Source organism: uncultured Kluyvera sp. (genome assembly GCF_902485085.1).
Lineage (GTDB): Bacteria > Pseudomonadota > Gammaproteobacteria > Enterobacterales > Enterobacteriaceae > Kluyvera > Kluyvera ascorbata.
In genome coordinates this window covers 77,845-102,144 of the sequence record NZ_CABTJS010000091.1, presented here as the reverse complement: position 1 = coordinate 102,144, position 24,300 = coordinate 77,845, and the positions used below count along the sequence as shown (strand labels likewise).

Genomic DNA, 24,300 nt, shown 5'->3' with positions numbered 1-24,300 from the left:
TGCCATTCGGGAAGTAAATCCGCGCGACGCGACATTTCCCGGCCTGCCAGTAGCTCCAGAAGCTGCAGGATGCCTTCCTGATCGTCTAACGAACGCAATGTCTTTTCGTCATCTTGCAGAAATTGTTGCCCACGAGGTGTGGGTTGCCAGGCATCTTCTGGCGTGCTTTTCATCAGGTCAAACTGAGGATAGTTAAGGAATAAATAGCAGCCGTAGCTGTGGCGAGGGTTCAGAATATGGTTATCGGTATCCCAGATGCGGCGGGCGATTTCGGCATCTTCACCTGACAAGCGCTCGCTGATCCAGAGATCCGGTTCGGACCAGTCAACGGGTTTTTGCGGTGTACCGGTTTGCTCGTGGATGGCGGTAATCATATCGCGCACGGCTTTCAGGGAATAGCCTGAAACGGCTTTGATCATGGCTTTAACCTGGGCGTAGGTCGGAAAAAGCGGGGTAATCACTTTGTAATTTTTCACGAAAATCCCTTAACGTCAGTTATGGGCTTAGCTTGCCATAACGAGAGCGAAATTCTTTGGTGTGGGTCAGCTATTGGTGATGCGACGATGATTTTAGCAATGTGCTAAAACTGTGGAATAATATAACAGTTAACGGTTACAAGGACTCAAACCATGCCGACTAAACTGACAGAACTCACCTGGGATGCCTCCGTCCTTCCCGCTGTCCAGGCACCGGGAACCCGGGTGGCGCTATTCACCTTCAAAACGCACCTGGCGGGTTTCGTCTGGGATGCCGCGCAGCTGGAAAACAACCCGTACACCTTTGTCGAGGTGAAAACCCTTCTCGACGGCGTGACCGTGGGCGGGCATAAGGTCAGCGATACCGAGCAGGTGCTGAATCTGGCCGACAGCAGTAAAAAACTCATTGAACTGGTGCAAACCGGGCGTTTTGTGCTGGATAAAAAAACCTTCACCCTGCTGCATGGCATTATCGCGCGCAACGAAGCGCTGGAATGGGGCGTCTTTCGTGGGGAAGGTGAGGAGCTGCACTATAACGCTCGCGTCCATCTCGGGGAGCTGGGGACGCATTTCCCGCCAGCAACCGAAGCGGGCGCACCAGAGCTGAACCGCATTTTTGCCGAGGGCGTTAGCCAGATTAAAGCGCTGCCGCCGTTCGAAGGCGGGCTGGCGATGTTCCTGTTCGGCGCGTACTTCCAGTTTTTCTTCGATGGCAACAAGCGCACCAGCCGCCATATGATGAACGGCTGGCTGATGATGCATGGCTACAACCCTATCAGCATTCCCGCTGCTCGCGCGCTGGAGTTCAACGGTAAAATGGTGCGTTTCTACCACAGTAAAGATGCCACCGAGATGATGGAATTCCTGGCGGACTGCTACACCCTATAACTCTGGCTCCATCGCCACCTTCACCGCCGTCCCTAACTGCACCATCACCTCCCGATGCTTTTCGATCGGCGGCAGCGCGCAGTTGATCCGCAAGCAGTTCCGGTACTTCCCGGACGCCGAAAACAGCGATCCCGGTGCCACCTGGATTTTCATCCGGCACAGCTGCTTCGCCACGCACACCATATCTACCTGCTCAGGCAGTTCCACCCACAGCATAAAGCCGCCGGTTGGGCGGGTCACACAGATCCCGCAGGGGAAAAACTCACGCAGCCAGCAGGTGTAGATCTCCATATTGCGCTGGTAGATCTGCCGCATCCGTCGTACGTGGCGGTGGTAGTGGCCTTCGCGGATAAAGTTCGAGGCGGCTAGCTGAGTCGACGGCACGTTGGTGCCGCTGGCGGCGTATTTCATTTGCAGCAGCTTGTCGTAGTAGCGGCCCGGTGCTATCCAGCCAATGCGCAGGCCGGGGGCGATGGTTTTGGTAAACGAGCTGCACAGCATCACCCGGCCGTCGATATCCCATGAGTGGATGGTGCGCGGGCGCGGGTAGTCTGTCGCCAGTTCGCCGTAGATATCGTCTTCAAAAATCACGATGTCATAGCGCTGGGCGAGGCTCAGCACCGCGCGCTTGCGGGCGTCGGGCATGATAAAGCCCTGCGGGTTGTTGCAGTTGGGGACGAGGATCACCCCTTTGATCGGCCACTGATCCAGCGCCAGTTCCAGCGCTTCGATGCTGATCCCGGTGTTGGGATCGGTCGGGATCTCTATGGCCTTCAGCCCTAAGCCGCGCAGCAGCTGCATGGTGCCGTAATAGGTTGGGGATTCCACGGCAATAATATCGCCCGGCTGGCATACCGACAGCAGCGCCAGCGACAGCGCGCTGTGGCAGCCGCTGGTGATGATCAGGTCGTTGGCGGTGACCACCGATCCGCCGTCGAGCATCAGGCGGGCGATCTGTTCGCGCAGTTCGCGACGGCCGGCCAGTTCGTCGTAGCTCAGCACGTCGACAATATTATGCTGTATTACCCGGCTCATCTCGCGCCACAGTGGTTTAAGCGTGGGCTGGGTGACGTCCGGCGAGCCGCCGCCGAAGGGGATGATCGATTTGTCATTGCGGGCGTCGAGCATGTTCAACACCTGATCCCACTGGGTGATCTCCACCGGGCGCTGTACCGGGCGTGACATCGGCGGCACCGGCGGCTGGGCTTTTTGCGGCGCGACGAAGTAGCCGGAGCGCGGCTGCGGGGTGATCAGCTGGCGTTGTTCCAGCGTCTGATAAGCCTGCTGTACGGTGCTGATGCTGACGCCGTGCTCCTGGCTCAGGCTGCGCACGGAGGGCAGCTTTTCGCCGTGGCGATACAGCCCTTGTTCAATTCGTTCGGCCAGCAGGTTGGCCAGATGTTGGTAACGCGTCATTGCTGTATCCCCAGTGATCGCCATACAGATGAGAAAACCAGTACAGTCAGGCGATAAAAACCGCACGCAGATATCGTTTTAGCGAATCTGTATGTTAAAGAAAAGTATTTTTTGAATCTGTATTGCAGGACAGGAAATCCGCGAAGATAAAGCCTCTGGCAAGGTGAGGAGGCAAAGTATGGAATTTCACGTGAACCGGGCAAAACAGCCGTTTATCGGCTTTGTGCAACTGTGGCGCTTTATGAAAAAAGGGTGGCAAATTCGGCAAACGCGTCGCGTATTGCAGAGAATGAGCGATGAACAGCTGAAAGATGTTGGGCTGCGCCGTGATGAAGTGGGTTAAAAATACGGGCGACGTGCCTGACACGTCGCCCGCCCGCGTTTTAGCTCAACATAAATTGCCCTAAGATCCACACGCCGAAGACGATCAAGATACCGCCAGCCGTACGTTCAATTTTCCAGACAAGATGGCCAAGGCGACGCTGAACCTGCGGCAGGGCGATCAGTGCGATCAACAGCAGATCCCAAAGCAGCACGACGCCGGTCATCCAGAGTCCGCATACGGCCTGCTGTACCAGCGTGACATCCGGGCCGAGCAGCGCTGTCATCAGCGCCAGATAGAACAGCGCATTTTTCGGATTCAGCAGTGAAGAGCCCAGCCCCAGCAGCAATTGTCGGGTGAGCGAGGGCAGCGCCGATGCGGTATGTTGCCACTCCCGTGTTCCGGCGCGGCTATTCAGCAGCTGGCGGCCTACCCAGAGCAGGTACGCGGCGCCCATCAGTTCGATACCGGTGAAGAGCAGCGGCGCCTGGCGCAGCAGCCCGGAGCCAATAACGACCAGCAGAATGTAGAACCCGTTCCCCGCTGCAATGCCAAGGCAAACGCCCACGCTGCCGCGCAGTCGAAAGCGTAGCGCGTAGCCAACCAGCAGAAAGAAGTCCGGCCCCGGGCTGAGCAGCGCCATAAAGTGCGCGAGTGCCAGTGCGGGAAACGCGGGAGGGAAGAGTGTGGTGACCTGTTCCATAGCGACCTCAATAAAAAGCGTGAGGTCAGCGTAGGCCTGAAGAGGCGTTAATTATTGTCTGATATTGATCTACCCAGCGCGTACTGACGCGGCGTGGCGGCCGTGTAGCTGACGAAGGTTTTGTGGAAATGGCTCTGGTCGGCGAAGCCGCTCTGGTAGGCCACATCGGCAATCTCGTCCCCGGCGCGTAGCCGCGCTTTGGCGTACTCCACGCGCGAGTTGTTAAGAAAGCTGCCGGGCGTCAGGCCGGTATCCTGCTTGAACGTCCGGATTAAGGTCTCTTTACGCAGCGAGAAACGTGCGGCGAACGCATCAAGGGAGGGGGGAGAGACGGGGTTTGCCAGTAGCGCCTGCTGCAGATGTTGGCTGGTGGAACGCAGTTTTTCATTAACGCCAGTTCGCAGGGAAAGAGCGGATAACAGCGTGGTCAGCGCGTCGGCGGACATCTGCTCAACGACGGTGAGATACAGGCTGAACAGCGCATCGTTGCGAATGACCTGCCGGGCTAATGGCAGCGGCGTGTCGATATAGAGCATATGGTAGCTGCGCGGCTTTCCTTGTATCGGGTTGCAGCTGTGCGGCGCGTTGGCGGGGATAACGATAAGGTCACCTGGTGACAAAAGGTACTCCTGCCCGTCACAGACGCAGCGCGTTCCGCCTTCGAGAATCGCCCCTATAGAAAGCTGCGTATGACTGTGGCGCTTATAGGCCTGCGTGCTCTGCCAGGTGCTGCGTCGTTCAAGCCCCGGCAGTCGGGCGAAGGTCTGATGAATATCGCGTGGTGTGGTCATTCGCTTCCCCCGGCGGTTTTTTATTTTTATACCACATTAGGGGAAAGCAGGTAGAGATGTGTGAAAAATAAACGATTCGCTTTAGATCACATTAACGAATTTAATGTATCAAATAACTGGTATCAGACTCACAGTTCACGCTGAAATCATTCGCCTCATATAGATAAGTGTTGCTTCACAGCTAGTATCAACTCGCTAATCATACACCTGCAAGAGGATACAATGAAAAATACAAATCGTATGATCGTGAACTGTGTTGCTGCTTCCCTGATGTGCTCCTGGAGCCTTTCCGCGCTGGCGGCAGGTGCCCAGACCGAGGTCAAGATTGTTCGCGATGAATACGGCATGCCGCATATTTACGCCGATGATACCTATCGGCTGTTTTACGGCTATGGCTACGTGGTGGCGCAGGATCGCCTGTTCCAGATGGAGATGGCGCGGCGCAGCACGCAGGGCACGGTCTCTGAAGTCCTCGGCAAGTCGTTCGTCAGTTTTGATAAGGTGATTCGCCAGAACTACTGGCCGGATTCTATCCGGGCGCAAATTGCGGCGCTAGCACCGGAGGATAAGTCCATCCTTCAAGGCTATGCCGACGGCATGAACGCCTGGATTGATAAAGTGAACGCCAACCCTGGCACGCTGCTGCCAAAACAGTTTTCCACCTTTGGTTTTGCACCACAGCACTGGCAGCCTTTTGATGTAGCTATGGTTTTTGTCGGCACGATGGCGAACCGATTCTCTGACAGTACCAGCGAAATTGATAACCTGGCGCTGCTGACGGCGCTAAAAGACAAATACGGTAAACAGCAGGGGATGGCGGTTTTTGACCAGTTAAAATGGCTGGTTAACCCTTCCGCGCCAACGACTATTTCCCCTAAGGAGAGCCACTATCCGCTCAAGTTTGACCTTAACAATACGCAAACGGCGGCCTTGCTTCCGCGCTACGACCTGCCGGCACCGATGCTCGACCGGCCGGCAAAAGGCGCAGACGGCGCACTGCTGGCGCTGACGGCGGGACAAAACCGCGAAACCATCGCCGCGCAGTTTGCGCAGAGCGGGGCCAACGGGCTGGCGGGCTACCCAACAACCAGCAACATGTGGGTGATAGGTAAAAACAAAGCGCAGGATGCAAAAGCTATTATGGTCAACGGCCCGCAGTTCGGCTGGTACGCGCCTGCTTATACCTACGGCATTGGCCTGCACGGCGCGGGCTACGACGTCACCGGCAATACGCCGTTTGCTTATCCTGGTTTGGTGTTTGGTCACAACGGCACGATTTCCTGGGGTTCTACCGCTGGTTTCGGCGATGATGTCGACATTTTTGCCGAAAAAATGTCGAAAGATAAACCGGGCTATTATCAGCATAACGGCCAGTGGGTGAAAATGCTCAGCCGCGAAGAGACCATTAAGGTCAAAGACGACCAGCCGGAGACCTTCACCGTCTGGCGCACCCTGCACGGAAATGTGATGAAAACTGACCCAGCCACACAAACGGCTTACGCCAAGGCGCGCGCGTGGGAAGGCAAAGAGGTGGCATCGCTGCTGGCGTGGACTCACCAGATGAAAGCCAAAAACTGGCAGGAGTGGACGCAGCAGGCGGCAAAACAGGCGCTGACCATCAACTGGTACTACGCCGACGTGAACGGCAATATCGGCTACGTGCATACCGGCGCGTATCCTGACCGCCAGCCGGGCCACGACCCGCGCCTGCCGGTGCCCGGCACCGGAAAGTGGGACTGGAAGGGGCTGCTCTCTTTTGATTTGAACCCGAAAGTGTATAACCCGCAGTCGGGCTATATCGCCAACTGGAACAACTCACCGCAAAAAGATTATCCGGCATCCGATCTGTTTGCCTTCCTGTGGGGCGGCGCGGATCGCGTGACCGAGATTAACCGCATTCTTGATAAGCAGCCGCGCTTTACCGCCGATCAGGCCTGGGATGTGATCCGCAAAACCAGCCGTCAGGATCTGAACCTGCGGCTCTTCCTGCCGACGCTCAAGGACGCGACCGCGAGCCTGCCGGTGAGCGACCCGCGTCGCCAGCTGGTGGATAAACTAACCAGTTGGGATGGCAGCAATCTGCTCAACGAAGGCGGTAAAACCTATCAGCAGCCGGGCTCGGCGATTCTCAACGCCTGGCTGACCAGCATGCTGAAACGCACGGTTGTGGCGGCGGTACCGAAGCCGTTCGGTGACTGGTACAGCGCCAGCGGCTATGAGACGACGCAGGACGGGCCAACCGGCTCGCTGAACATCAGCGTAGGGGCGAAGATCCTCTACGAAGCGCTGCAGGGCGAGAAGTCGCCAATTCCGCAGGCGGTCGATCTGTTTGGCGGAAAACCGCAGCACGAGGTGGTGCTGGCGGCGCTGGACGATGCCTGGCAGACGCTGTCAAAGCGCTACGGCAACGACCTGAACGGCTGGAAAACGCCGGCGATGGCGCTGACCTTCCGGGCCAATAACTTCTTCGGCGTGCCGCAGGCGGCAGCGGATGAAGCGCGTCATCAGGCGGAATACCAGAACCGCGGCACGGAAAATGACATGATCGTGTTCTCGCCGTCGGCCAGCAAAAGCCCGGTGCTTGCCTGGGACGTGGTCGCACCGGGTCAAAGCGGGTTTATTGCCCCGGACGGCAAGGCGGATAAGCACTATGACGACCAGCTAAAAATGTACGAAACCTTCGGGCGTAAATCGCTGTGGTTAACACCGCAAGAGGTTGATGAACATAAGGAATCGCAGGAAGTGTTACAGGTGAAGCGGTAATTTTTTCCTGTCATCCCCCGTCTTGTCCGGCGGGGGATGCCTATTCGGAAACCTCCGTTTATACCCAACTTTACGTCCGCAGCCAGCCAGATTGACTACCCTTAATACCCTAAGCGGTAAAAACAAGGAGATTCACGATGGCTTACCAGACAGTTAATCCTGCCACTAACCAGCTTATCAAAGCATACCCTTCTCATACCGACGCGGACGTTGAAGCGGCGCTGAAAGCGGCCGATGCGCTCTACCATTCCGGCTGGGCAAAAGGGGATATCGACCAGCGCCTGCCGGTACTCCACAAATTAGCCGATTTGATAGATGCCCGCGTTGAGGAGCTGGCGAAGATTGCCAGCCAGGAGATGGGCAAACTGATCGCCCAAAGTCGCGGCGAGGTGAAACTATGCGCGCAAATTGCCCGCTACTATGCCGACAACGCGAAGCAGTTTCTCGCGCCGGTGAAGTACAAATCCGAGCTCGGCGAGGCGTGGGTCGAACATCATCCTATCGGCGTGCTGATGGCCGTTGAGCCGTGGAATTTCCCTTATTACCAGCTGATGCGCGTGCTGGCCCCGAACCTGGCAGCAGGTAACCCGGTGCTGGCGAAGCACGCCAGCATTGTGCCGCACTGCGCAGAGGTCTTTGCGCACCTGGTGCGTGAAGCGGGCGCACCGGAAGGGGCGTGGGCGAACCTGTACATCTCGCAGGATCAGGTGGCCAACATTATTGCCGACGACCGCGTGCAGGGCGCGGCGCTGACCGGTTCTGAAAAGGCGGGGAGCGTGGTGGCGGCGCAGGCGGCGAAGCACATTAAGAAATCGACCCTTGAGCTGGGCGGTAACGATGTCTTCGTGGTGCTGGACGATGCCAACCTCGATAAAGCGGTGAAAATCGGCGTCAATGCCCGCCTTAACAACGCCGGGCAGGTCTGTACCGCGGCAAAACGTTTTGTGCTGCATGAGAAAATTGCCGATGCTTTCCTGAGCAAGTTTACCGAGGCGTTTAAGCAGGCAAAAATTGGCGACCCGCTGGATGAAAGCACCACGCTTGGCCCGCTGTCGTCAAAAGACGCGCTGGAGACGCTGACCAAACAGGTCAACGAAGCACTGAAAAACGGCGCGAAGCTGCATCTCGGCGGTAAGCCGGTGCAGCGTGACGGCAGCTTCTTCGAGCCTACCATTCTGACCTACATTTCCCGCGATAACCCGGCGTATTTCGAAGAGTTCTTCGGCCCTGTCGCGCAGATTTACGTGGTGAAGAGCGATGATGAAGCGGTAGCTCTGGCCAATGATTCCCACTACGGGCTGGGCGGCGCGGTCTTTAGCCAGGATATTGAACGGGCGAAGAAAATGGCCTCGCGCATTGAGACCGGGATGGTGTACATCAACTGGCTCACCGATACCGCGGCTGAACTACCGTTTGGCGGCGTGAAGCGTTCCGGCTACGGGCGCGAGCTGTCGGATCTGGGGATCAAAGAGTTTGTGAACCAGAAGCTGGTGGTAGTGCGCCAATAGCGGCAGCCATAAAAAAACCTGCCATCTGGCAGGTTTTTTTGGGAAGTGGGTAACGTTAGAAGTTTACGCCGCCGCCAATGTAAGCGCCGTCAATCAGCGTGTGGTTTGGACGGCCGTCTTTGCCGTCAACGCTGACGTGGCGATAGCCCACTTTCAGCGTGACCAGTGAAATTGGCGACCAGCTTACGCCACCGTTGGCTTCAACGTAGTTTTTCACGCTGTTGTTCAGGCCTTCCGGCGCGGCATAGCCTTCGCCAAAGACGCGGATGCTGTCGGTCAGGGCTACGCTAACGCCGCCGCCGATAGGGAACGCCACGCCGTTATCACCTTTTTTCGGGCCGATGTAGATAGCTTTCGCGCCTGCGTTCAGCATCACTGGGCCGACTTCCAGGTTATAGCCTGCGCCCACGCCGCCGGTCTGGGTGCCGTCGTCGGTGTTTTTCAGCCAGTTGCTTTCTGCGTACAGGCCGGATGAGGATTTACCCATTTCCAGATTCAGGTTGGTAAAGTTTTTACCCTGCTCAAGGCTACCGCCCATCGCCAGTGCGGAACCGGATACGGCGGTCAGAGCGGATAGGAGCAGGATATTAAGCTTTTTCATGGTTTATTCCTCGTCATAAAATTAATCTGAGGACACCTTAACAAGTGGATTTTACTTCTGCAAATGTGACTCATGTCGATTTTTAATACTGGAATTGTAGTGGGTATGGTATTTTTTTGTTGCCTGTCTGTTTGTTTTTACCTGCGTCAATAATTAGCGTTTTGACGTTTAGCGCCCGTTTAGTTTTTGGCTAAACGTACCTTGAACAGAGCGGGGGATATTGGTTGGCAGTGAATTAATTGTCTTTCTAATAGTTTCCGAAAGCATTCCAATTGTCATGAATAAAAATGGATATTTACATTTCTACGCATTTAATTACCCCCTTCCGGGCGGAGGGGGCGTGATTCAGGCAGGGCTACGGGCTATTTTTTCAGGCTGGCGAATGCCGCGCGAATTTCTGCTTCCGGCAGTTGAATGCCAATAAACACCAGCGTGCTGTGCGGCGCTTCATCGCCCCACGGCCTGTCCCAGTCGGCGCTGTACAGACGCTGTACCCCCTGGAACAGCAGGCGGTTCGGTTCGCCGTCAATCCACAGCATCCCTTTGTAGCGCAGCAGCTTGTCGGCGAAGTCCAGTAGCAGGTTTTCCATCACCCGGGAGACGTCGCTGATATCCACCGGGTAATCCAGCTCGACCACAATCGACGACACGTCGTTTTGCTGGTCGGCCATAAAGTGGAAGCGCGGCTTCGAGGTGACGTTCTCTTCCAGCATAAAGCCGTTGGTGTTGAACAGCAGATTCAGGTCGATATCGCCGTGGGTGACGGTGTAAATCGGCGCGCGGGCGTTGATGCGGGCCAGACGCTCGCGCAGCTTTTCGGCCTCACCGGCGACGTCGGTTTTGGTCAGCAGAATACGGTCAGCGTAGCCAACCTGCGACTGGGCAATGGTGAACTGGTTCATCTGCTCGTCGGCGTGCACCGCGTCGACCAGCGCAATGACGCCATCCAGCAGATAGCGTTCACACAGTACCTCGTGGGAGAAAAAGGTCTGAATGATGGGGCCGGGGTCGGCCATGCCGGTGCATTCAATCACCAGGCGGTCGAAACTGATGTTGCCCTGGTCGAGATTATCGAGCAGGTCTAACAGCGCGTCTTCCAGTTCGTTAGAGCGGGTGCAGCAGATGCAGCCGTTGGTCAGGGTTTTAATCTGCGTGGCGCGGTCGCCAATCAACTGGTCGTCGACGGAGACTTCGCCGAATTCGTTTTCAATCACGGCAATTTTAAAGCCGTGCTGTTCATTGAGGATGTGGCGCAGCAGGGTGGTTTTGCCCGCGCCGAGGAAACCGGTAAGTAGGGTAACTGCAATCGGTGCCATGATGTCTCCTTTAACAGCAGCGCATGCCGCCTTTTCCATCGCCGCCGTAGCGCGCCTGCTGGCGCTCGCGGAAGAACTCTTCGTAGGTCATGTACGGTTTATCCGGATGGTTGGTCTGCATATGTTCGACGTAGTTGTCGTAATCCGGAATGCCAATCAGCATTTTTGCCGCCTGACCGAGATATTTTTTAGCTTGCCCTAAGTTACCAAACATAGACCATCCTGATAAGACAAAGCCCGACGAGGTTCTCTCTATCGGGCTGGGGAACTCGTTTTCCCTCACCCTGGCCCTCTCCCGGAGGGAGAGGGAGGGTTTGGTGGATTAGTGGTGTGAAGAGGTCTTCACGCCGCCTTCCGGTACTGGCACATACGGTGTTTCTTTGTCGGTACGTTTATCGCTATTGCGCACCTGCATCCAGGTTTTGAAACCGTAGAAGATGATGCTGTACACCACCACCAGGAACAGAATACTCAGGCCTGCGTTGGTGTAGTTGTTGATAACGATGTGGTTCATGTTGGCAATCTGCTGTGCAGTCAGTTCACCACCGGAAGCAATCTTCTCTTTGTACTGGCTAGCCATGAAGAAGAAGCCTTCCATCTGCGGGTTGGTGCTGAACAGTTTCAGGCCCAGCGCCCAGGTGGTGCAGATCAGCAGCCATACTGCCGGAATGATGGTCACCCACACGTACTTGCTGCGTTTCATCTTCACGAGGATGACGGTGCCAAGCACCAGCGCCACGGCGGCCAGCATCTGGTTAGAGATACCGAACAGCGGCCACAGGCTCTTCACGCCGCCCAGTGGGTCGACTACGCCTTGATACAGCAGATAACCCCACAGACCAACACAGCCCGCCGTCGCAACCACGCCAGCGACCAGCGAGTCGGTTTTCTTCAGGAACGGCACGAAGTTACCGAGCAAATCTTGCAGCATAAAGCGGCCCGCACGGGTACCGGCGTCCAGCGCGGTGAGGATGAACAGCGCTTCGAACAGAATACCGAAGTGGTACCAGAAGCCCATATCCGCCCACGGCAGCACTTTGTGGAACACGTGCGCAATACCGACCGCCAGGGTTGGTGCGCCGCCTGCGCGGTTCAATACCGAAGGCTCGCCGATGTCTTTCGCGGTTTGCAGGATCTGCTCTGGCGAAATCACGAAGCCCCAGGAGCTGACGGTGGCGGCAGCGTGAATGGTCACATCTTTTAGCTGTGCGGCAATCAGCGCCGCGTTCTCGCCGCCCATCTCATGCAGGTTTGGCATGGTGATGCCGAGGCCCGCCGGAGGCGTGTTCATCGCGAAGTAGAGGCCCGGTTCGATGATGGACGCCGCAACCAGCGCCATAATCGCCACGAAGGACTCCATCAGCATCGCGCCATAACCAATCAGGCGCGCATCGTTTTCATTCGCCAGCAGCTTCGGCGTGGTGCCGGAGGAGATCAGCGCGTGGAAGCCAGAAACGGCGCCACAGGCGATGGTGATAAACAGGAACGGGAACAGCGCGCCTTTCCACAGTGGACCGGTACCGTCGATGTACTGGGTCACGGCTGGCATTTTCAGATCCGGGTTGAGGATCACGATGCCAAGCGCCAGGCCAACGATAACGCCGATTTTCAGGAAGGTCGCGAGGTAGTCGCGTGGTGCCAGAATCAGCCATACAGGCAGCAGGGCAGAGATAAAGGCGTAGCCAATCAGCGCGAAGGTGATGGTGGTGTCTTTAAAGGTCAGCGCCGGGCCCCAGTACGGGTCATGGGCAATCACGCCGCCGAAGTAGATAGAGGCGACCAGCAGCACGATACCCATCACCGACACTTCGCCGACGCGGCCCGGGCGGATAAAGCGCATGTAGATACCCATAAACAGCGCAATCGGCACGGTGGAGCAGACGGTGAACACGCCCCACGGGCTTTCTGCCAGGGCTTTCACCACGATCAGCGCCAGCACCGCCAGGATGATTATCATAATCAGGAAGCAGCCGAACAGGGCAATGGAGCCCGGCACGCGGCCCATCTCTTCTTTGACCATTTCGCCCAGCGACGAACCGTTACGGCGCGTGGAGATAAACAGCACCATAAAGTCCTGTACGGCACCCGCGAGCACCACGCCTGCCAGCAGCCAGAGGGTACCCGGCAGGTAGCCCATCTGCGCGGCCAGTACCGGCCCAACCAGCGGGCCTGCACCGGCGATAGCGGCGAAGTGGTGGCCGAACAGCACGTAGCGGTTGGTCGGCACGTAGTTCAGGCCATCGTTGTTAATGACCGCTGGCGTCGCGCGCGTGGGGTCGAGCTTCATCACCTTTTGGGCGATGTACAGACTGTAGTAGCGGTACGCCACCAGATAAACAGAAACCGACGCGACGACGATCCACAGGGCACTGACGTGCTCACCGCGGCGCAGGGCGACGACCGAGAGGCAAAATGCACCGATGATTCCGAGAATCACCCAGGGTATGTGCTTGAATAGCTTTTTCGTATCCATAGTAAAACCTGGTTCTAATAGGATGAATAATCAGCCGAAGCTGCCGTTGTTTTGAGTTTGGGTTTGAGGAGGTATTGACCGTTATGCTGATGACAAGCTTGCCAGAGATACGCGCGCGTAAAGTTGGGTAAATGGGTGAGCGGTTGAAAGTGATGGCTAAGCGGTCAGAAATGACGGTGAGTGGTTTCTATCATGACGGGATAACGGTGAAAATGTGATGTATATCACTATGTTAAGCTGATTAAATTTCTCGCATCCGTCTACCCTATACGCCAGCCCTACAATATGGAGAACAACAATGACAACTATCAACATCGCGCTCAAGGATGCCTACCAACTGGCTTTCGACGTCCTCATTTCAAACGGGTTTTCAGCCCCTCATGCCGATGCCATTGCGCGCAACGTGACCGCGGGCGAACGCGACGGCTGCGCTTCGCACGGCCTGTGGCGACTGCTGGGCATTGTGGAGACCCTGCGTAAAGGTAAGGTGTCGCCGGATGCGGAGCCAACGGTCGTCGACCAGGCACCAGCAATCGTGAAGGCGGATGCCAACGGGGCGTATTCGCTTTGTGCCTATGAAAAGGCGCTGCCTCTCCTGATTGAAAAAGCCCGCCAGTGCGGGATTGCGGCGCTGGCGATTAACCGCTGCGTGCACTTCTCCGCGCTGTTTGCCGATGTGGAACCGCTGACCGACGTGGGGCTGGTGGGCTATGCCTGCACGCCAAGCCACGCGTGGGTGGCCCCGGCGGGCGGTACGCAGCCGCTGTTTGGCACCAACCCGATTGCGTTTGGCTGGCCGCGCGGCGAGAAGCCGCCGTTTATTTTTGATATGGCGACCAGCGCGGCGGCGCGGGGTGAGATTCAGCTGCATCAGCGGGCGGGGAAAACGATTCCGCAAGGGTGGGGAATTGATAGCGACGGCCAGCCGACCACCGATCCACAGGCGGTGCTGGACGGGGCGATGCTGACCTTCGGCGGCCATAAGGGCTCGGCGCTTGCGGCGATGGTGGAGCTGTTAGCCGGTCCGCTGATTGGCGATATGACCAGCGCCGAATCGCTGGCGTGGGATAACGGCGCGGGCGGCCTGCCGTATGGCGGTGAGCTGATTCTGGCGCTGGACCCGCAGCGTTTCCTGGGCGGTGAGGCCGAGGCGCATCTGGCGCGCGCCGAGACGCTGTTTAGCGGCATGCAATCACAGGGCGCGCGATTACCGGGCGAGCGACGCTATCTGGCGCGTGAGCAAAGTGAGAAGCAGGGGCTGGAAGTGTCTCGCGGCCTGTACGATGAGATTTGCGCGCTGCGCGGATAACGAGTTTCCCCGGCGGCGCTCCGCTTGGCCGGGCTACCATGTTTCTGTAGCCCGGGCGAGGCGTTTACGCCGACCCCGGGGAATACCGACCACTGATGCAAAATCGTGCCACTACCCGTATTAATAGTCACAATTTCTATAAAGTTTTTCTTTTCCACGCCGAAAACTCGTTATTCGTCCGGAGGAAAGAGAAACATGTTAAAACGTATAAAAATCGTCACTAGCCTTGTGCTGGTTTTGGTGTTGTTTGGCCTGTTACAGCTGGCATCAGGGGGCCTGTTCTTTAACTCTTTAAAGCACGACAAAGAGAACTTCACCATTTTGCAAACCGTGCGTCAGCAGCAGTCAGGGCTGAATGGGAGCTGGGTGGCTTTGCTGCAAACCCGTAACACCCTGAACCGCGCCGGGATCCGATACATGATGGATCAGAACAATATCGGCAGCGGTTCCACCGTTGCTGAACTGATGCAGATTGCCACGAAATCGCTGTCAGAAGCGGAAAAACGCTGGGCTGAGTACGAAGCGATGCCGCGTGACCCGCGTCAAAGCGAAGCGGCGGCGCTGGAAATTCAGCGTAACTACGATATTTACCACGGCGCGCTGGCCGAGCTCATCAAACTGCTGGGCGCCGGTAAAATCAACGACTTCTTCGACCAGCCGACCCAGGGCTATCAGGACGGTTTTGAGAAGGCTTACGTCAACTACCTGCAGCAGAACGACAGCCTGTACGATCTGGCGGTCAACGACAGCAACGCCTCTTACACTCAGGCCATGTGGATCCTGTTCAGCGTGATGATCGCCGTACTGGCGGTGATTATCTCCGTCTGGCTTGGCGTACGTAAAACGCTTATCGCACCACTGAATCGTTTAATCGACAGCATTCGCCACATTGCGGGCGGTGACCTGGTCAAACGCATCGACGTGGAAAGCGACAACGAAATGGGCGAGCTGGCACATTCTCTGCGCCATATGCAGGGCGAGCTGGCACGTACCGTGGGCGAAGTTCGTCAGGGGGCCGACGCGATTTACAGCGGCGCGAGCGAGATCGCCATGGGTAACAACGACCTTTCTTCACGTACCGAGCAGCAGGCGGCTTCTCTGGAGGAAACGGCAGCGAGTATGGAAGAGCTGACCGCGACCGTGAAGCAGAACGCCGAAAACGCCCGTCAGGCGAGTCATCTGGCGCTTAGCGCGTCGGAAACCGCGCAGAAGGGCGGAAAAGTAGTGGATAACGTGGTGCAAACCATGCGTGATATCACCGCCAGTTCGCAGAAAATTGCCGATATTATCAGCGTGATTGACGGCATTGCCTTCCAGACTAACATTCTGGCGCTGAACGCCGCGGTGGAAGCCGCACGCGCCGGTGAGCAGGGGCGCGGTTTTGCGGTGGTCGCAGGTGAAGTCCGTAACCTGGCGCAGCGCAGCGCCCAGGCAGCGCGGGAAATTAAGAGTCTGATTGAAGACTCGGTAAACCGCGTCGACCTCGGTTCTACGCTGGTAGAAAGCGCGGGCGAAACCATGGATGAAATCGTTAACGCGGTGACCCGCGTGACCGATATTATGGGCGAAATTGCTTCCGCATCGGATGAACAGAGCCGTGGTATCGACCAGGTGGGTCTGGCCGTATCGGAAATGGATCGTGTGACTCAGCAAAACGCTTCGCTGGTGGAAGAGTCCGCCGCCGCCGCCGCCGCGCTGGAAGAACAGGCCAGCCGACTGACTCAGGCGGTTGCCGTATTCCGTATCCAGCAAAGCCAGGCAAGCGCCGCACGCGAACCCGTCAGCGCGGTGAATGCGCCGGTAGCTGGCAGCCTGCGTAAAGCCGCAGCGACCGATACCGGGGAAAACTGGGAAACCTTCTGATATAACATGCGCCTCTGTCCGGGCGCATTAGTTCAGCATCAGGCGCATGGCGCAGCGTGATTCATACGCCATGCCGTGCGCCACTTCCTGCATCAGTTTCTGCCGAAGCGCGGTACTCAGCGAGTCTTCCGGCAGTATCTCAAACCCCATTCGGGCATACCACGGCGCGTTCCAGGGCACATCCCGGAAGGTCGTCAGCGTCAGCGACGTGAAACCTTGTGCCTTAGCTTGTGCGGCGACATAGCTTATAAGCTGGCGGCCTAACCCCAATCCCTGACAGGCCTGATGCACGGATATTTCGACAATAAAGAGCGTTGAACTCTGCGCTTGTGCTAGCAGAAAACCACAGGGTTGATCGTTGTGCTCTACCACCCAGCTCATCTTTTGCTGCGCGTAATGCTGATGGCAATCCGCAGAAATGACGGGACCTTGTGCAATCCATTGTAGTCCGGGCGCCTGCTGAAAGCGCTGCCCGGCGGCGCGTTCAATCACAGGTAGTGCGGGAATATCCGCAGAGGTTGTCGGGCGAACGGAATTTATCATGGAAGGAAGTATAGCCCGCCGTTAACCTGCACAAACGAGAATCGGCGAATAAAAATTACTGATAATCATCGCATTATCCGGTGTTTTGCGGATGCTCAACAGCCGTTTCTGGCCCGGGGTAATACCCAGCGCGTATTTTTCAAAGACTCCCGCTGGCACGTTGTCGTGACCAAGCTTTTCAAGTTGCTTGATGTGCAGTTCGTAAAACGTTTCATGTACGTAGTGCCAGTCAAAGCTCTCCTGGCGCGAAACTTTAGCATGTTGCCCATCGTTAAATACTTCGCCGTTCATGTTGATATAGCCGGTGCCATCCGGCGCGAAGTGCATGACCACCATTCCTTCAAATGAAAAATGGTTGTCCTGATGGCTGTCTTTATAGGTCAGGCTGCCCTGACAGGTCATAGAGAGGCGCGTGGTGCTACCTACCCACAGTGAAGCCGCAAGGATAATCAGCAGGTTAAGTAAGATAAAGCCGATGAGTCGTTTGTGCTTTTTCACTTTTGCCACTCGTAGTAATAGAGCGTCTGGCAGGCGCTGGCTTTGCCGAGAAACTGGGAGCATTGGGAGAGCACCAGGCGACCTTCATCGCCATACAGTAAAGGAGCCTGAATATGGGCATAAAAAATGGAGTGATTCAGACATGAAAAGGCCCCGTCTTTTTGAATCTGCGCGATCAACTTTTTAGCCTGCTCCCTGAAGACATCCGCCAGCGGCGCGAGGGTATAGACCGGGCAGTTGCCGATATGCTCTAACAAATAGAGATCGGCCTGCTGTTGCCGGTTTTTCCAGACGATCGCGGTGCTGCAAAGCGCCAGTACGATGAGGGTGACTATCGCGTATACGGCGGTGCATTTTCTCGGACGGGAGGCTTTTTCACTCGTTAACACCGGTGGCGGCGGAAGGGGAGTGAGCGGCGTGAGAGTAACATCCGCGCTGAGCATAAATCCGACTTTTGGCACGGTGACAATAAACAGGCTGTCGGGCACCAGCGTGGCGAAAATCTTACGCAAAATACTGATGTACTGATTGAGCGAGTTGCTGGAACCACGCAGCCCGCGCTCGTCCCAGACTTGTTCAAGGAACGTTTCGCGTTCGACCACCATGCCGTGGTGGGCAATCAGCAGATTGAGGATAGTTTGCGCCGTACAGGTTAACACCTGGCTTTCCGGGTCGGGATCGTTTTGTAATGTCAGTGAACCATCCTCGTTGTCATAAACGAGGACGTTCGCGAGCAGATATTTCATGGTTTTCAGGCGATCCGGATCGGGTAAAAAAACGACGTTAACGTAGATATAGACATTTTAGCTTGATTTGTTATCGGTAACATTGATCCGGCTCGCCCAATTTTTGATTAATAAGTAAGCGTAATCACGACGTCGTCACTGAACAGGCCAGTGCCACTCAGCATTTGTGGAGGCACGGTGCCGTAGACGGTGAAGTTCTGCACGTTTCCGTCCTCGTGTGTGACCTCCAGCGTGTTGCTGCCCGTCTGCTCTCCCCACGGTATGGTTGTGCCAGCATCCTGCCACAGCGCGTACTGTAGGCACTGATGACTATCGTTACAGAGCTGCCGCTGGCTCCCTGAAGCGTGTTCACCTGCGCTTATCCCCAATGAGTAATGCGTGCCGACCGGGCAGCGGGAGCGAATGGTGGCCGTTGAGGAGATGCGTGACATCAGTGAGGTGCTGTTGACTGTACCGAAATCGAGCGGCGTCACGCTCTGGATAAAACAGCTGTCAGACAGCGTAGCACTGGCGCTGGACGAGTTGTCGATGGCTTCCCCTTCATTCTCGCCATCCTGACAGCCGGGCAGCGAAGCTGTGCTCGTTGCGCTGTTCCAGGTCAGTCTCAAGCCCATCGTATAGTTAAAATAGCTGCGTACCGGCAGGTTGCTCTGCCCGGCCGGTATGGACGCCAGCAGTGGAAACGTCCCGCTGACGACCTGGTTTCCCTCCGCCGTCAGCGAGGTTTGTAGCGCGCGTCCCGATGCCTGTGAGGTCAGTTCCTGGCTGGTATCAAGCGCGCTGTAGAGGCGAAACAGCATCGTGTATTGCTTACCTTCTTCATCGCCGTTTGAGGTCATTTTAAACGGCGAGGTATCCAGGCTGCTCAGGCAGACCTTAAAGTAACGCGTTTCGCCATAATCGGCATAACAGCTGAATTTAACGTTCGCGTGTGTCGTGCTGCCGCTGCCGGTGACCAGCGTGCCAAATGCGGAGGTTACCCCCTGGGTTATCCAGCAATTTGAGGCGTGCGCGGGGCGGCACAGAAAACCCGCGCAAAGGAGAAGGACTAAGGCGAGGGGGATTTTTAATGACACAGCAAGGTTCCCAGATTGATTGTTGTTTTGCCCTCAGCCGCGGGGAGGGTGACTTCACAGCGCCCTGATGGGGTTTGGATTTGCAGTGCGCCAGGCATCGGTGGGCTTTCCAGCCAGATAAAGCCGTCGCGCCCGACGATGGATTGGTGATCGCCAAAGGTGACGAGGCTGCCGACGGGCAGTGGCCTGTGCTGTTGATCCATAACCTGGGCACTGACCAGAGATGAGCGATGAACCTGAAAATCGACTTTTACGGCTTCACTCTGCCCGGGCGTTGCCCGCATTTCCGTCAGCGGCGTGACGACTTCAGGCGGCAAATCCAGCGGGTCGAGCGAAATTTTACTCTTTTGATAACGGGGCAAATCCGTCAGCAGTAAGAAGCCGTTGTCATCCGTTTTGCCTGCCGGACGGTTTTCGACCGCAATGGGGACACCGCTGATGCCATCGGTGGTGATGAGCGCAATTCCCTGGCGGTTGTAGCGTAAGGCGTAGGGGTGTGAGTCCAGCAATATGAAGGAACCTTCTCCGCTGAGGTAGCGATTATTGCTTTGATTATCACGGTCCATACCCATATGCCACTCGCCGTATTGGCTCAGATAGCCAAGGTCAGCGTGCTGCTGTCGGGTACTGGCGTTATTCTGGCTGACCTGCCATGACCAGCCACCTGACTGATAATCCGGCTGATGGCGATAGTCCGCGCGCGTTGATTGATTGCTCATCTGCAGTGAAACCGTGTCTTTACGGCCAAGCGGAACCGACAGCATCAGTTGAATCGTTTTGTCGCCAGAGCTCAGCGCATGCGTAAAAGCGAACGTAGTGGAGACGCGGTTGTTAAAGGATTTTGACCAACTGGCATTCAGGTAACGTGCGCTATCCTGTCGCACCCATCCTGCTCCTAGCGTTCCCCAACCTGACAGCGTCTGGCTGAGCCAAATGTTGTCAGTGCGCCTCACCGGGAGGCTACCGGAAAGACGCGCAATATCCGTCCATTGCTCGCTGCTGCGGCTGGTGCTGGCGGCAAGCCCTAGCCCTTGTCCGTTCCACTGGTAGCCGAACCCCCACTTTACGCCTTCTCCCTGCGGGCTTTGGCTGCCCGCAAGATGACTGCTGACAATGCCCGCGAGTGGAGAGAGCAGCCAGTCTCCCGACGCGCCCAGATTATGTACGTCGTGGTGTTGTTCGGTGTGGGCGCTGAGGGTCAGACTGTTGTTGAAGCCGTAGCGCCAGCCCGCATCCAGCATGGGTGAGGCGGCATAGTCGTTTGAACGCTCGGCATAGCGTTGACGCAGCCAACCGATATCCAGCGAACTGCTGCTGATACCCTGTGCCAGCATATTTGGCGCACCATATAAATCGAGCGTAACTTCCCGGCGCTGACCGTTTATATCGGTGATCACCACCTGAGCCTGACCGCTACCTGAGAAGGTAGGGAGCGTATTGAGTATGTAATTCCCAGGCGTCACCTGCTGATGGCTTTGTTGCAGCCCATCAATATACAAATCGACCGTAGACGGTAGCGCGACGCTATCGCTGAACGCCGTGCGTGGCGCGGTATTCAGTTGCGGATCGAGTTGAAAATTTCGTGCCAGATGCAGCCCGCCAAATCGCACCTGACGACTCCAGCTCACCCCTGTCGTCACGCTATCGCCAATGGCTATGCTGGCGAGCCAGGTGGGGAAATCATACTGCCAGGTTGTCATGAGCCGGGTATGCGTGGCCGCTTCTGCATTGTCTCTGCGTTGAAAACGGCTGTTTGTGCTGTTGCTGAGCTGACCCGGAAGCCAACCGGAGGTCTGGAGCTGGCTTTGTAAGCTGGTTTGCTTGAGCGTGGCGGTTTCACTGGAATAGAGCGAGTAATCCAGCGTGAGATTGCCCATCTCCTCGGCCTGAGGGAGCGCATCGCGGGCATGATTTGGCTGTGCGTCCAGGTGCTGGACATGGGTGAGTTCGCTTTCGGGAAGCGTCAGGGCTAGCTGTTGTTGTAGGCTATCGTAGTTGACCTGAATGTGCTTTGCCGTCGAAAGATTAATCCACGACGCGTTCGCTTTCGGCGCTGATATTCCCAGCCTGACGGCATCCTCAGCGCTCATCCACAACGCGCCGTTGTCTACGCGTATGGGCCATAGCCCGTCGTAAAGATAGTGGTTAACGGTAATGGAGAGATACAGAGTGGATTCAGCGGGCGGCTCAGCGTGGAGCGGCATTGCGATTAACCACAGCAGCAGGATGCACGCTGAGCTGACTGGCTTGAGTATGTTCATTCAGATAAGCGCGCAGAGAGGAGAGCGAATCGCGGTGGCTGCGTTTGAACGGCAGCGCAAACTGTTTTCCTGGAAGCACATACCCTGCCAGACCTGAGAGCGTATCGACGACCTGCCCGTTATCGGCAATGGCCTGGACGTTGCTCATACGGATATGGCTATTGCCCGTGTTCTGACACCACACGTCCTGGTTTTCCTGTTGGCAGGAGAGTTGCGCCGTTTCGTCTACTTTGGTGGGTTCCTGTGGAGCGATAAAGAGCGGTATGGAGTAACGCAAAAGGAAATGGACGCCGTTTTGACTGAGGGCGTTGAGGTGGTCGCGGGGAAGCTCATCAACCAGCAGGCGAAAGCTCTGCTCTTGAGGATGGGCAACGGGATTGAGAACCACAATGCGTACCAACTGGCGCTGCCCAGGCGCTAACGACGTCACCGCTGGGCTACTGACGATTTCATTGGTCAGCGTCAGGACATCTTTTCCTGAGGACTGCGTCCAGTCGTAGACACGAATTTGCGCATGAATAGCCTGGTCCCCGGTATTGGTGAGATACAGCGCGCCGGCGCGTTGGGAGGCAGTAAGATTCAGCATCACCGGCGCTACCTGTAGGGTGGCGCAGTGCGCGTAGTGGGTGAACAAGGAAAGAATGGCTAGCCAGAATAGGGCAAAAAGAGAGAAACGGCGCATGTTTAATACACCAGATTCAGGGTGACATCATCGCTGTACAACCCGGCTTTGGCGTTGGTCAGTGCGCCCGCCTCAATAACGCCGACAATGGTTTCGGATTGTGTTTGCCCAGTGCCGGTGCCTTCAATTCCTCCGCTGGCGTTCACCGGCGTTTTTTTACCTTCGTCAGCATACAGTTTATAGGCGATGTTTTGTGCCCCAACGCTGCTGTCTTCAGGTTTCAGCCAGAAGGTACCGTCGCTTTCGCTATCGCTGCTTGCCGCTGAAAGGGTAAACGGCGTGCCGTTGGTGCACAGCACGCTAAGCTGGGTGGAGGTATTGATTTCACTGGATTCGTCAGAACCGTGACTGGCGAAATTCAGATCGTTGGTCTGCAGCGTACAGGACTTCAATACTTCCAGCGAAACATGCATGGTTGCGGTAGCAGGGCTGTCTGCCAGAGCGGCGTGCGGAATAATGCAAAACAAGCTGAAAATGACGATAGGCATCTTTTTCATAGATAAGCTCCAATAGATAAATTGATGCAGTCATGGAATAAGCATATTTCTGAGTGGTATTCGCGCAGATACTAAAATCAGCCCCTACAGAAGGATACTTTTATCCGTCAAATCTCAGCCTATTCCGAATAATGTAATTAAAATGTTCATTGCGCGTTTCCGGTTTATTTCCGTCGAGAAACGCCGTGGTAATCTTTACTTCTCATTGCTTATGATTTCTTTAAGTCATTACTGATGCAGTGAACTGTTATTCATTATGCGAATTTTTCGATGTAATTCAGCCAGCGAATTACAGTGAAATTTCGTCATTGCATTGCGGCGATGGGTATAAATTGTCTTCGGTGATTTATGCAGCATATTGGCAATGTCTGAGGGTGAATATCCCATGATTATCAACAAGCAAACGTGGATTTCAGCGTGCGTTAGCGGTGCTTCTCTGCGTAGCGTTCGGCGAAACTCCGGTTTTTTAAGCTGCTGGCTCATCATTTTTAGCGAGAGCTTGTCGCTGAAGACACAGGCCCGTTCCGGCGGTAGACATTGTTGAACTTCCTCTACCCGATTGTGCTCGGTCACGATCAGCCATTTTGATTCGCTATTATCGTTGAGGATCTTCTCGCGTAATTTAAATACGCTGTCATCGTTCTCCAGATTAAACCATTGGGGCGTTGGGGCAGGGTTAATCATAAAAGGCAGGGCATGCTTTAAACCAAGCCAGAGAAAATAGTTGTTGCTCAAGATAACCAGTTGATACGGTGGGTACATCATGACGATTTATTCCATAAAAATCCCTGGCCATAATTAGCGTGTGAATCTCGGGCTAATTGATAGTCGGCAAGGGTTTCAATTCCCTCGACAAGGACTTCATCGGCTATGTTTTTGCATAACCGGGCAAGTTTGAGAAACGGCTCTTTGCATTCGCGACTCGTCCAGAACGCATGTTTATCGATTTTGGCCCCAGAGAAGCGATAATCCTGTTCGACCAGGCAGGGCAGAATGTCGTCATGAACATCATCAGCCCAGACCGCGATACCCATCTCCCGCAGTGCGGCAATACGCATGCGGAGCTGCTGGCTTTCAGCTGGTGAAAGCTGGGGCAGTTGCTCCAGGTCAGTCAGCTCAATTGCAATCTTCTCGAGCGTGCTGCGCTGTTCGCTGAGGCGCTGTAAAAAATCGGGTGTAAGTAGAACATCGGCGTTGGCGTTCAGGTAGTACTTGCCAGAAGCAGGAGTGCTGAGCACGTGCTTCAGTTGGGCAAAGAAAAGCGTGATCCTGGCTTCCAGCGCCATTGTGCTGAAAAAATGCTCAAGGTTAATTTGCGACGGTGCGGTGGAAAGGACTTCCCAGGCGACGATATTTTCATCATCTAAGAAGCGAATGGATTCGAATTTATACCCTGTGAGCATGATTACGCAGCAATGTTTACCAATAATTTGTGTGTTGGTAAATGCTAGACAATCTTATTTTGTTGGTATATTTATAAATATAAATTGAATTTATATGGTTATTTGAACTGGTTTATAAATGATATAAAGATTTATATGCTTTCATAAGGGGCGGTATGCCCCCTA

General features: G+C 55.7%; 22 protein-coding genes and 1 pseudogene. 6 read left to right on the top strand and 17 right to left on the bottom strand.

The window, feature by feature from the left end; genetic code table 11:
- Positions 1-476 (bottom strand): annotated as a pseudogene (locus RDN66_RS10985) (restriction endonuclease); the annotation flags it as partial.
- 153 nt (positions 477-629) lie between these two features.
- Between RDN66_RS10985 and RDN66_RS10980 the strand changes: the two are divergent.
- Complete coding sequence (locus tag RDN66_RS10980) at positions 630-1,364, top strand: Fic family protein (RefSeq protein WP_202216580.1); 735 nt, start codon at positions 630-632, stop codon at positions 1,362-1,364.
- Here the strand turns inward: RDN66_RS10980 and RDN66_RS10975 are convergent.
- Positions 1,359-2,780, bottom strand: a complete 1,422-nt coding sequence (locus RDN66_RS10975) for a PLP-dependent aminotransferase family protein (protein WP_202216579.1) — start codon at positions 2,778-2,780, stop codon at positions 1,359-1,361. The genes RDN66_RS10980 and RDN66_RS10975 overlap by 6 nt on opposite strands.
- Positions 2,781-2,958: 178 nt before the next feature.
- On the opposite strand from RDN66_RS10975, the gene RDN66_RS10970 reads away from it, so the two are divergent.
- Positions 2,959-3,123: a DUF1127 domain-containing protein gene (locus RDN66_RS10970; RefSeq protein ID WP_202216578.1), complete on the top strand. Its 165-nt coding sequence runs from the start codon at positions 2,959-2,961 to the stop codon at positions 3,121-3,123.
- A gap of 40 nt (positions 3,124-3,163) precedes the next feature.
- Here the strand turns inward: RDN66_RS10970 and RDN66_RS10965 are convergent, their stop codons facing one another.
- Both RDN66_RS10965 and RDN66_RS10960 read right to left on the bottom strand, forming a co-directional pair.
- Positions 3,164-3,805: a LysE family translocator gene (locus tag RDN66_RS10965; RefSeq protein ID WP_202216577.1), complete on the bottom strand. Its 642-nt coding sequence runs from the start codon at positions 3,803-3,805 to the stop codon at positions 3,164-3,166.
- Positions 3,806-3,852: 47 nt separating this feature from the next.
- Positions 3,853-4,596, bottom strand: coding sequence for an AraC family transcriptional regulator (locus tag RDN66_RS10960; protein WP_202216576.1), 744 nt, complete (start codon positions 4,594-4,596; stop codon positions 3,853-3,855).
- A 222-nt stretch (positions 4,597-4,818) separates the two neighbouring features.
- On the opposite strand from RDN66_RS10960, the gene RDN66_RS10955 reads away from it, so the two are divergent.
- A complete protein-coding gene (locus tag RDN66_RS10955; RefSeq protein ID WP_202216575.1) occupies positions 4,819-7,359 on the top strand; it encodes a penicillin G acylase in 2,541 nt (846 codons plus the stop codon).
- Positions 7,360-7,496: 137 nt separating this feature from the next.
- The gene (locus RDN66_RS10950; RefSeq protein ID WP_202216574.1) at positions 7,497-8,867 is read left to right on the top strand and encodes an NAD-dependent succinate-semialdehyde dehydrogenase; all 1,371 of its coding nucleotides are present in this window, start codon (positions 7,497-7,499) and stop codon (positions 8,865-8,867) included.
- Between the two features lie 55 nt (positions 8,868-8,922).
- Here RDN66_RS10950 and RDN66_RS10945 read toward each other — a convergent pair whose 3' ends face one another.
- The 4 genes from RDN66_RS10945 to btsT all read right to left on the bottom strand — a co-directional run bounded on the left by RDN66_RS10945 (position 8,923) and on the right by btsT (position 13,257).
- A complete protein-coding gene (locus RDN66_RS10945) occupies positions 8,923-9,468 on the bottom strand; it encodes a YfaZ family outer membrane protein (RefSeq protein WP_035893376.1) in 546 nt (181 codons plus the stop codon).
- A 362-nt stretch (positions 9,469-9,830) separates the two neighbouring features.
- Positions 9,831-10,784 (bottom strand): GTPase, encoded by a 954-nt coding sequence (yjiA, locus tag RDN66_RS10940; protein WP_035893374.1) that lies wholly within the window; start codon positions 10,782-10,784, stop codon positions 9,831-9,833.
- Positions 10,785-10,794: 10 nt separating this feature from the next.
- Positions 10,795-10,998, bottom strand: coding sequence for a YbdD/YjiX family protein (locus RDN66_RS10935; RefSeq protein ID WP_035893372.1), 204 nt, complete (start codon positions 10,996-10,998; stop codon positions 10,795-10,797).
- 108 nt (positions 10,999-11,106) lie between these two features.
- Complete coding sequence (btsT, locus tag RDN66_RS10930; protein ID WP_202216573.1) at positions 11,107-13,257, bottom strand: carbon starvation CstA family protein; 2,151 nt, start codon at positions 13,255-13,257, stop codon at positions 11,107-11,109.
- A 298-nt stretch (positions 13,258-13,555) separates the two neighbouring features.
- Here btsT and RDN66_RS10925 point away from each other — a divergent pair, with 298 nt between their 5' ends.
- Together RDN66_RS10925 and tsr are read left to right on the top strand one after the other, a co-directional pair.
- Complete coding sequence (locus tag RDN66_RS10925; RefSeq protein ID WP_202216572.1) at positions 13,556-14,566, top strand: Ldh family oxidoreductase; 1,011 nt, start codon at positions 13,556-13,558, stop codon at positions 14,564-14,566.
- A 195-nt stretch (positions 14,567-14,761) separates the two neighbouring features.
- On the top strand, positions 14,762-16,429 hold the full coding sequence (tsr, locus tag RDN66_RS10920; RefSeq protein WP_035893368.1) for a methyl-accepting chemotaxis protein: 1,668 nt from the start codon (positions 14,762-14,764) through the stop codon (positions 16,427-16,429).
- A 27-nt stretch (positions 16,430-16,456) separates the two neighbouring features.
- Here tsr and RDN66_RS10915 read toward each other — a convergent pair whose 3' ends face one another.
- The 9 genes from RDN66_RS10915 to RDN66_RS10875 all read right to left on the bottom strand — a co-directional run bounded on the left by RDN66_RS10915 (position 16,457) and on the right by RDN66_RS10875 (position 24,135).
- Positions 16,457-16,972 (bottom strand): GNAT family N-acetyltransferase, encoded by a 516-nt coding sequence (locus RDN66_RS10915; protein WP_202216571.1) that lies wholly within the window; start codon positions 16,970-16,972, stop codon positions 16,457-16,459.
- A 21-nt stretch (positions 16,973-16,993) separates the two neighbouring features.
- A complete protein-coding gene (locus tag RDN66_RS10910; protein WP_202216570.1) occupies positions 16,994-17,470 on the bottom strand; it encodes a hypothetical protein in 477 nt (158 codons plus the stop codon).
- Entirely contained in the window at positions 17,467-18,216 is a 750-nt protein-coding gene (locus RDN66_RS10905) for a winged helix-turn-helix domain-containing protein (protein ID WP_248537768.1), read from the bottom strand. The genes RDN66_RS10910 and RDN66_RS10905 overlap by 4 nt, the downstream gene beginning before the upstream one ends.
- Positions 18,217-18,323: 107 nt before the next feature.
- A complete protein-coding gene (locus RDN66_RS10900) occupies positions 18,324-19,292 on the bottom strand; it encodes a spore coat U domain-containing protein (RefSeq protein ID WP_308537845.1) in 969 nt (322 codons plus the stop codon).
- On the bottom strand, positions 19,283-21,496 hold the full coding sequence (locus RDN66_RS10895; RefSeq protein ID WP_202216567.1) for a fimbria/pilus outer membrane usher protein: 2,214 nt from the start codon (positions 21,494-21,496) through the stop codon (positions 19,283-19,285). Before RDN66_RS10895 ends, RDN66_RS10900 begins: the two co-directional genes overlap by 10 nt.
- Positions 21,480-22,235 carry a molecular chaperone gene (locus RDN66_RS10890; RefSeq protein ID WP_202216566.1) on the bottom strand — a complete coding sequence of 252 codons (756 nt, stop codon included), beginning with the start codon at positions 22,233-22,235 and terminating at the stop codon, positions 21,480-21,482. Before RDN66_RS10890 ends, RDN66_RS10895 begins: the two co-directional genes overlap by 17 nt.
- A gap of 2 nt (positions 22,236-22,237) precedes the next feature.
- A complete protein-coding gene (locus RDN66_RS10885; RefSeq protein ID WP_227675111.1) occupies positions 22,238-22,732 on the bottom strand; it encodes a spore coat U domain-containing protein in 495 nt (164 codons plus the stop codon).
- A 228-nt stretch (positions 22,733-22,960) separates the two neighbouring features.
- Positions 22,961-23,497: a helix-turn-helix transcriptional regulator gene (locus RDN66_RS10880; protein WP_035893355.1), complete on the bottom strand. Its 537-nt coding sequence runs from the start codon at positions 23,495-23,497 to the stop codon at positions 22,961-22,963.
- Positions 23,494-24,135, bottom strand: a complete 642-nt coding sequence (locus tag RDN66_RS10875; RefSeq protein WP_202216565.1) for an EAL domain-containing protein — start codon at positions 24,133-24,135, stop codon at positions 23,494-23,496. Before RDN66_RS10875 ends, RDN66_RS10880 begins: the two co-directional genes overlap by 4 nt.
- Positions 24,136-24,300 lie beyond the last annotated feature (165 nt).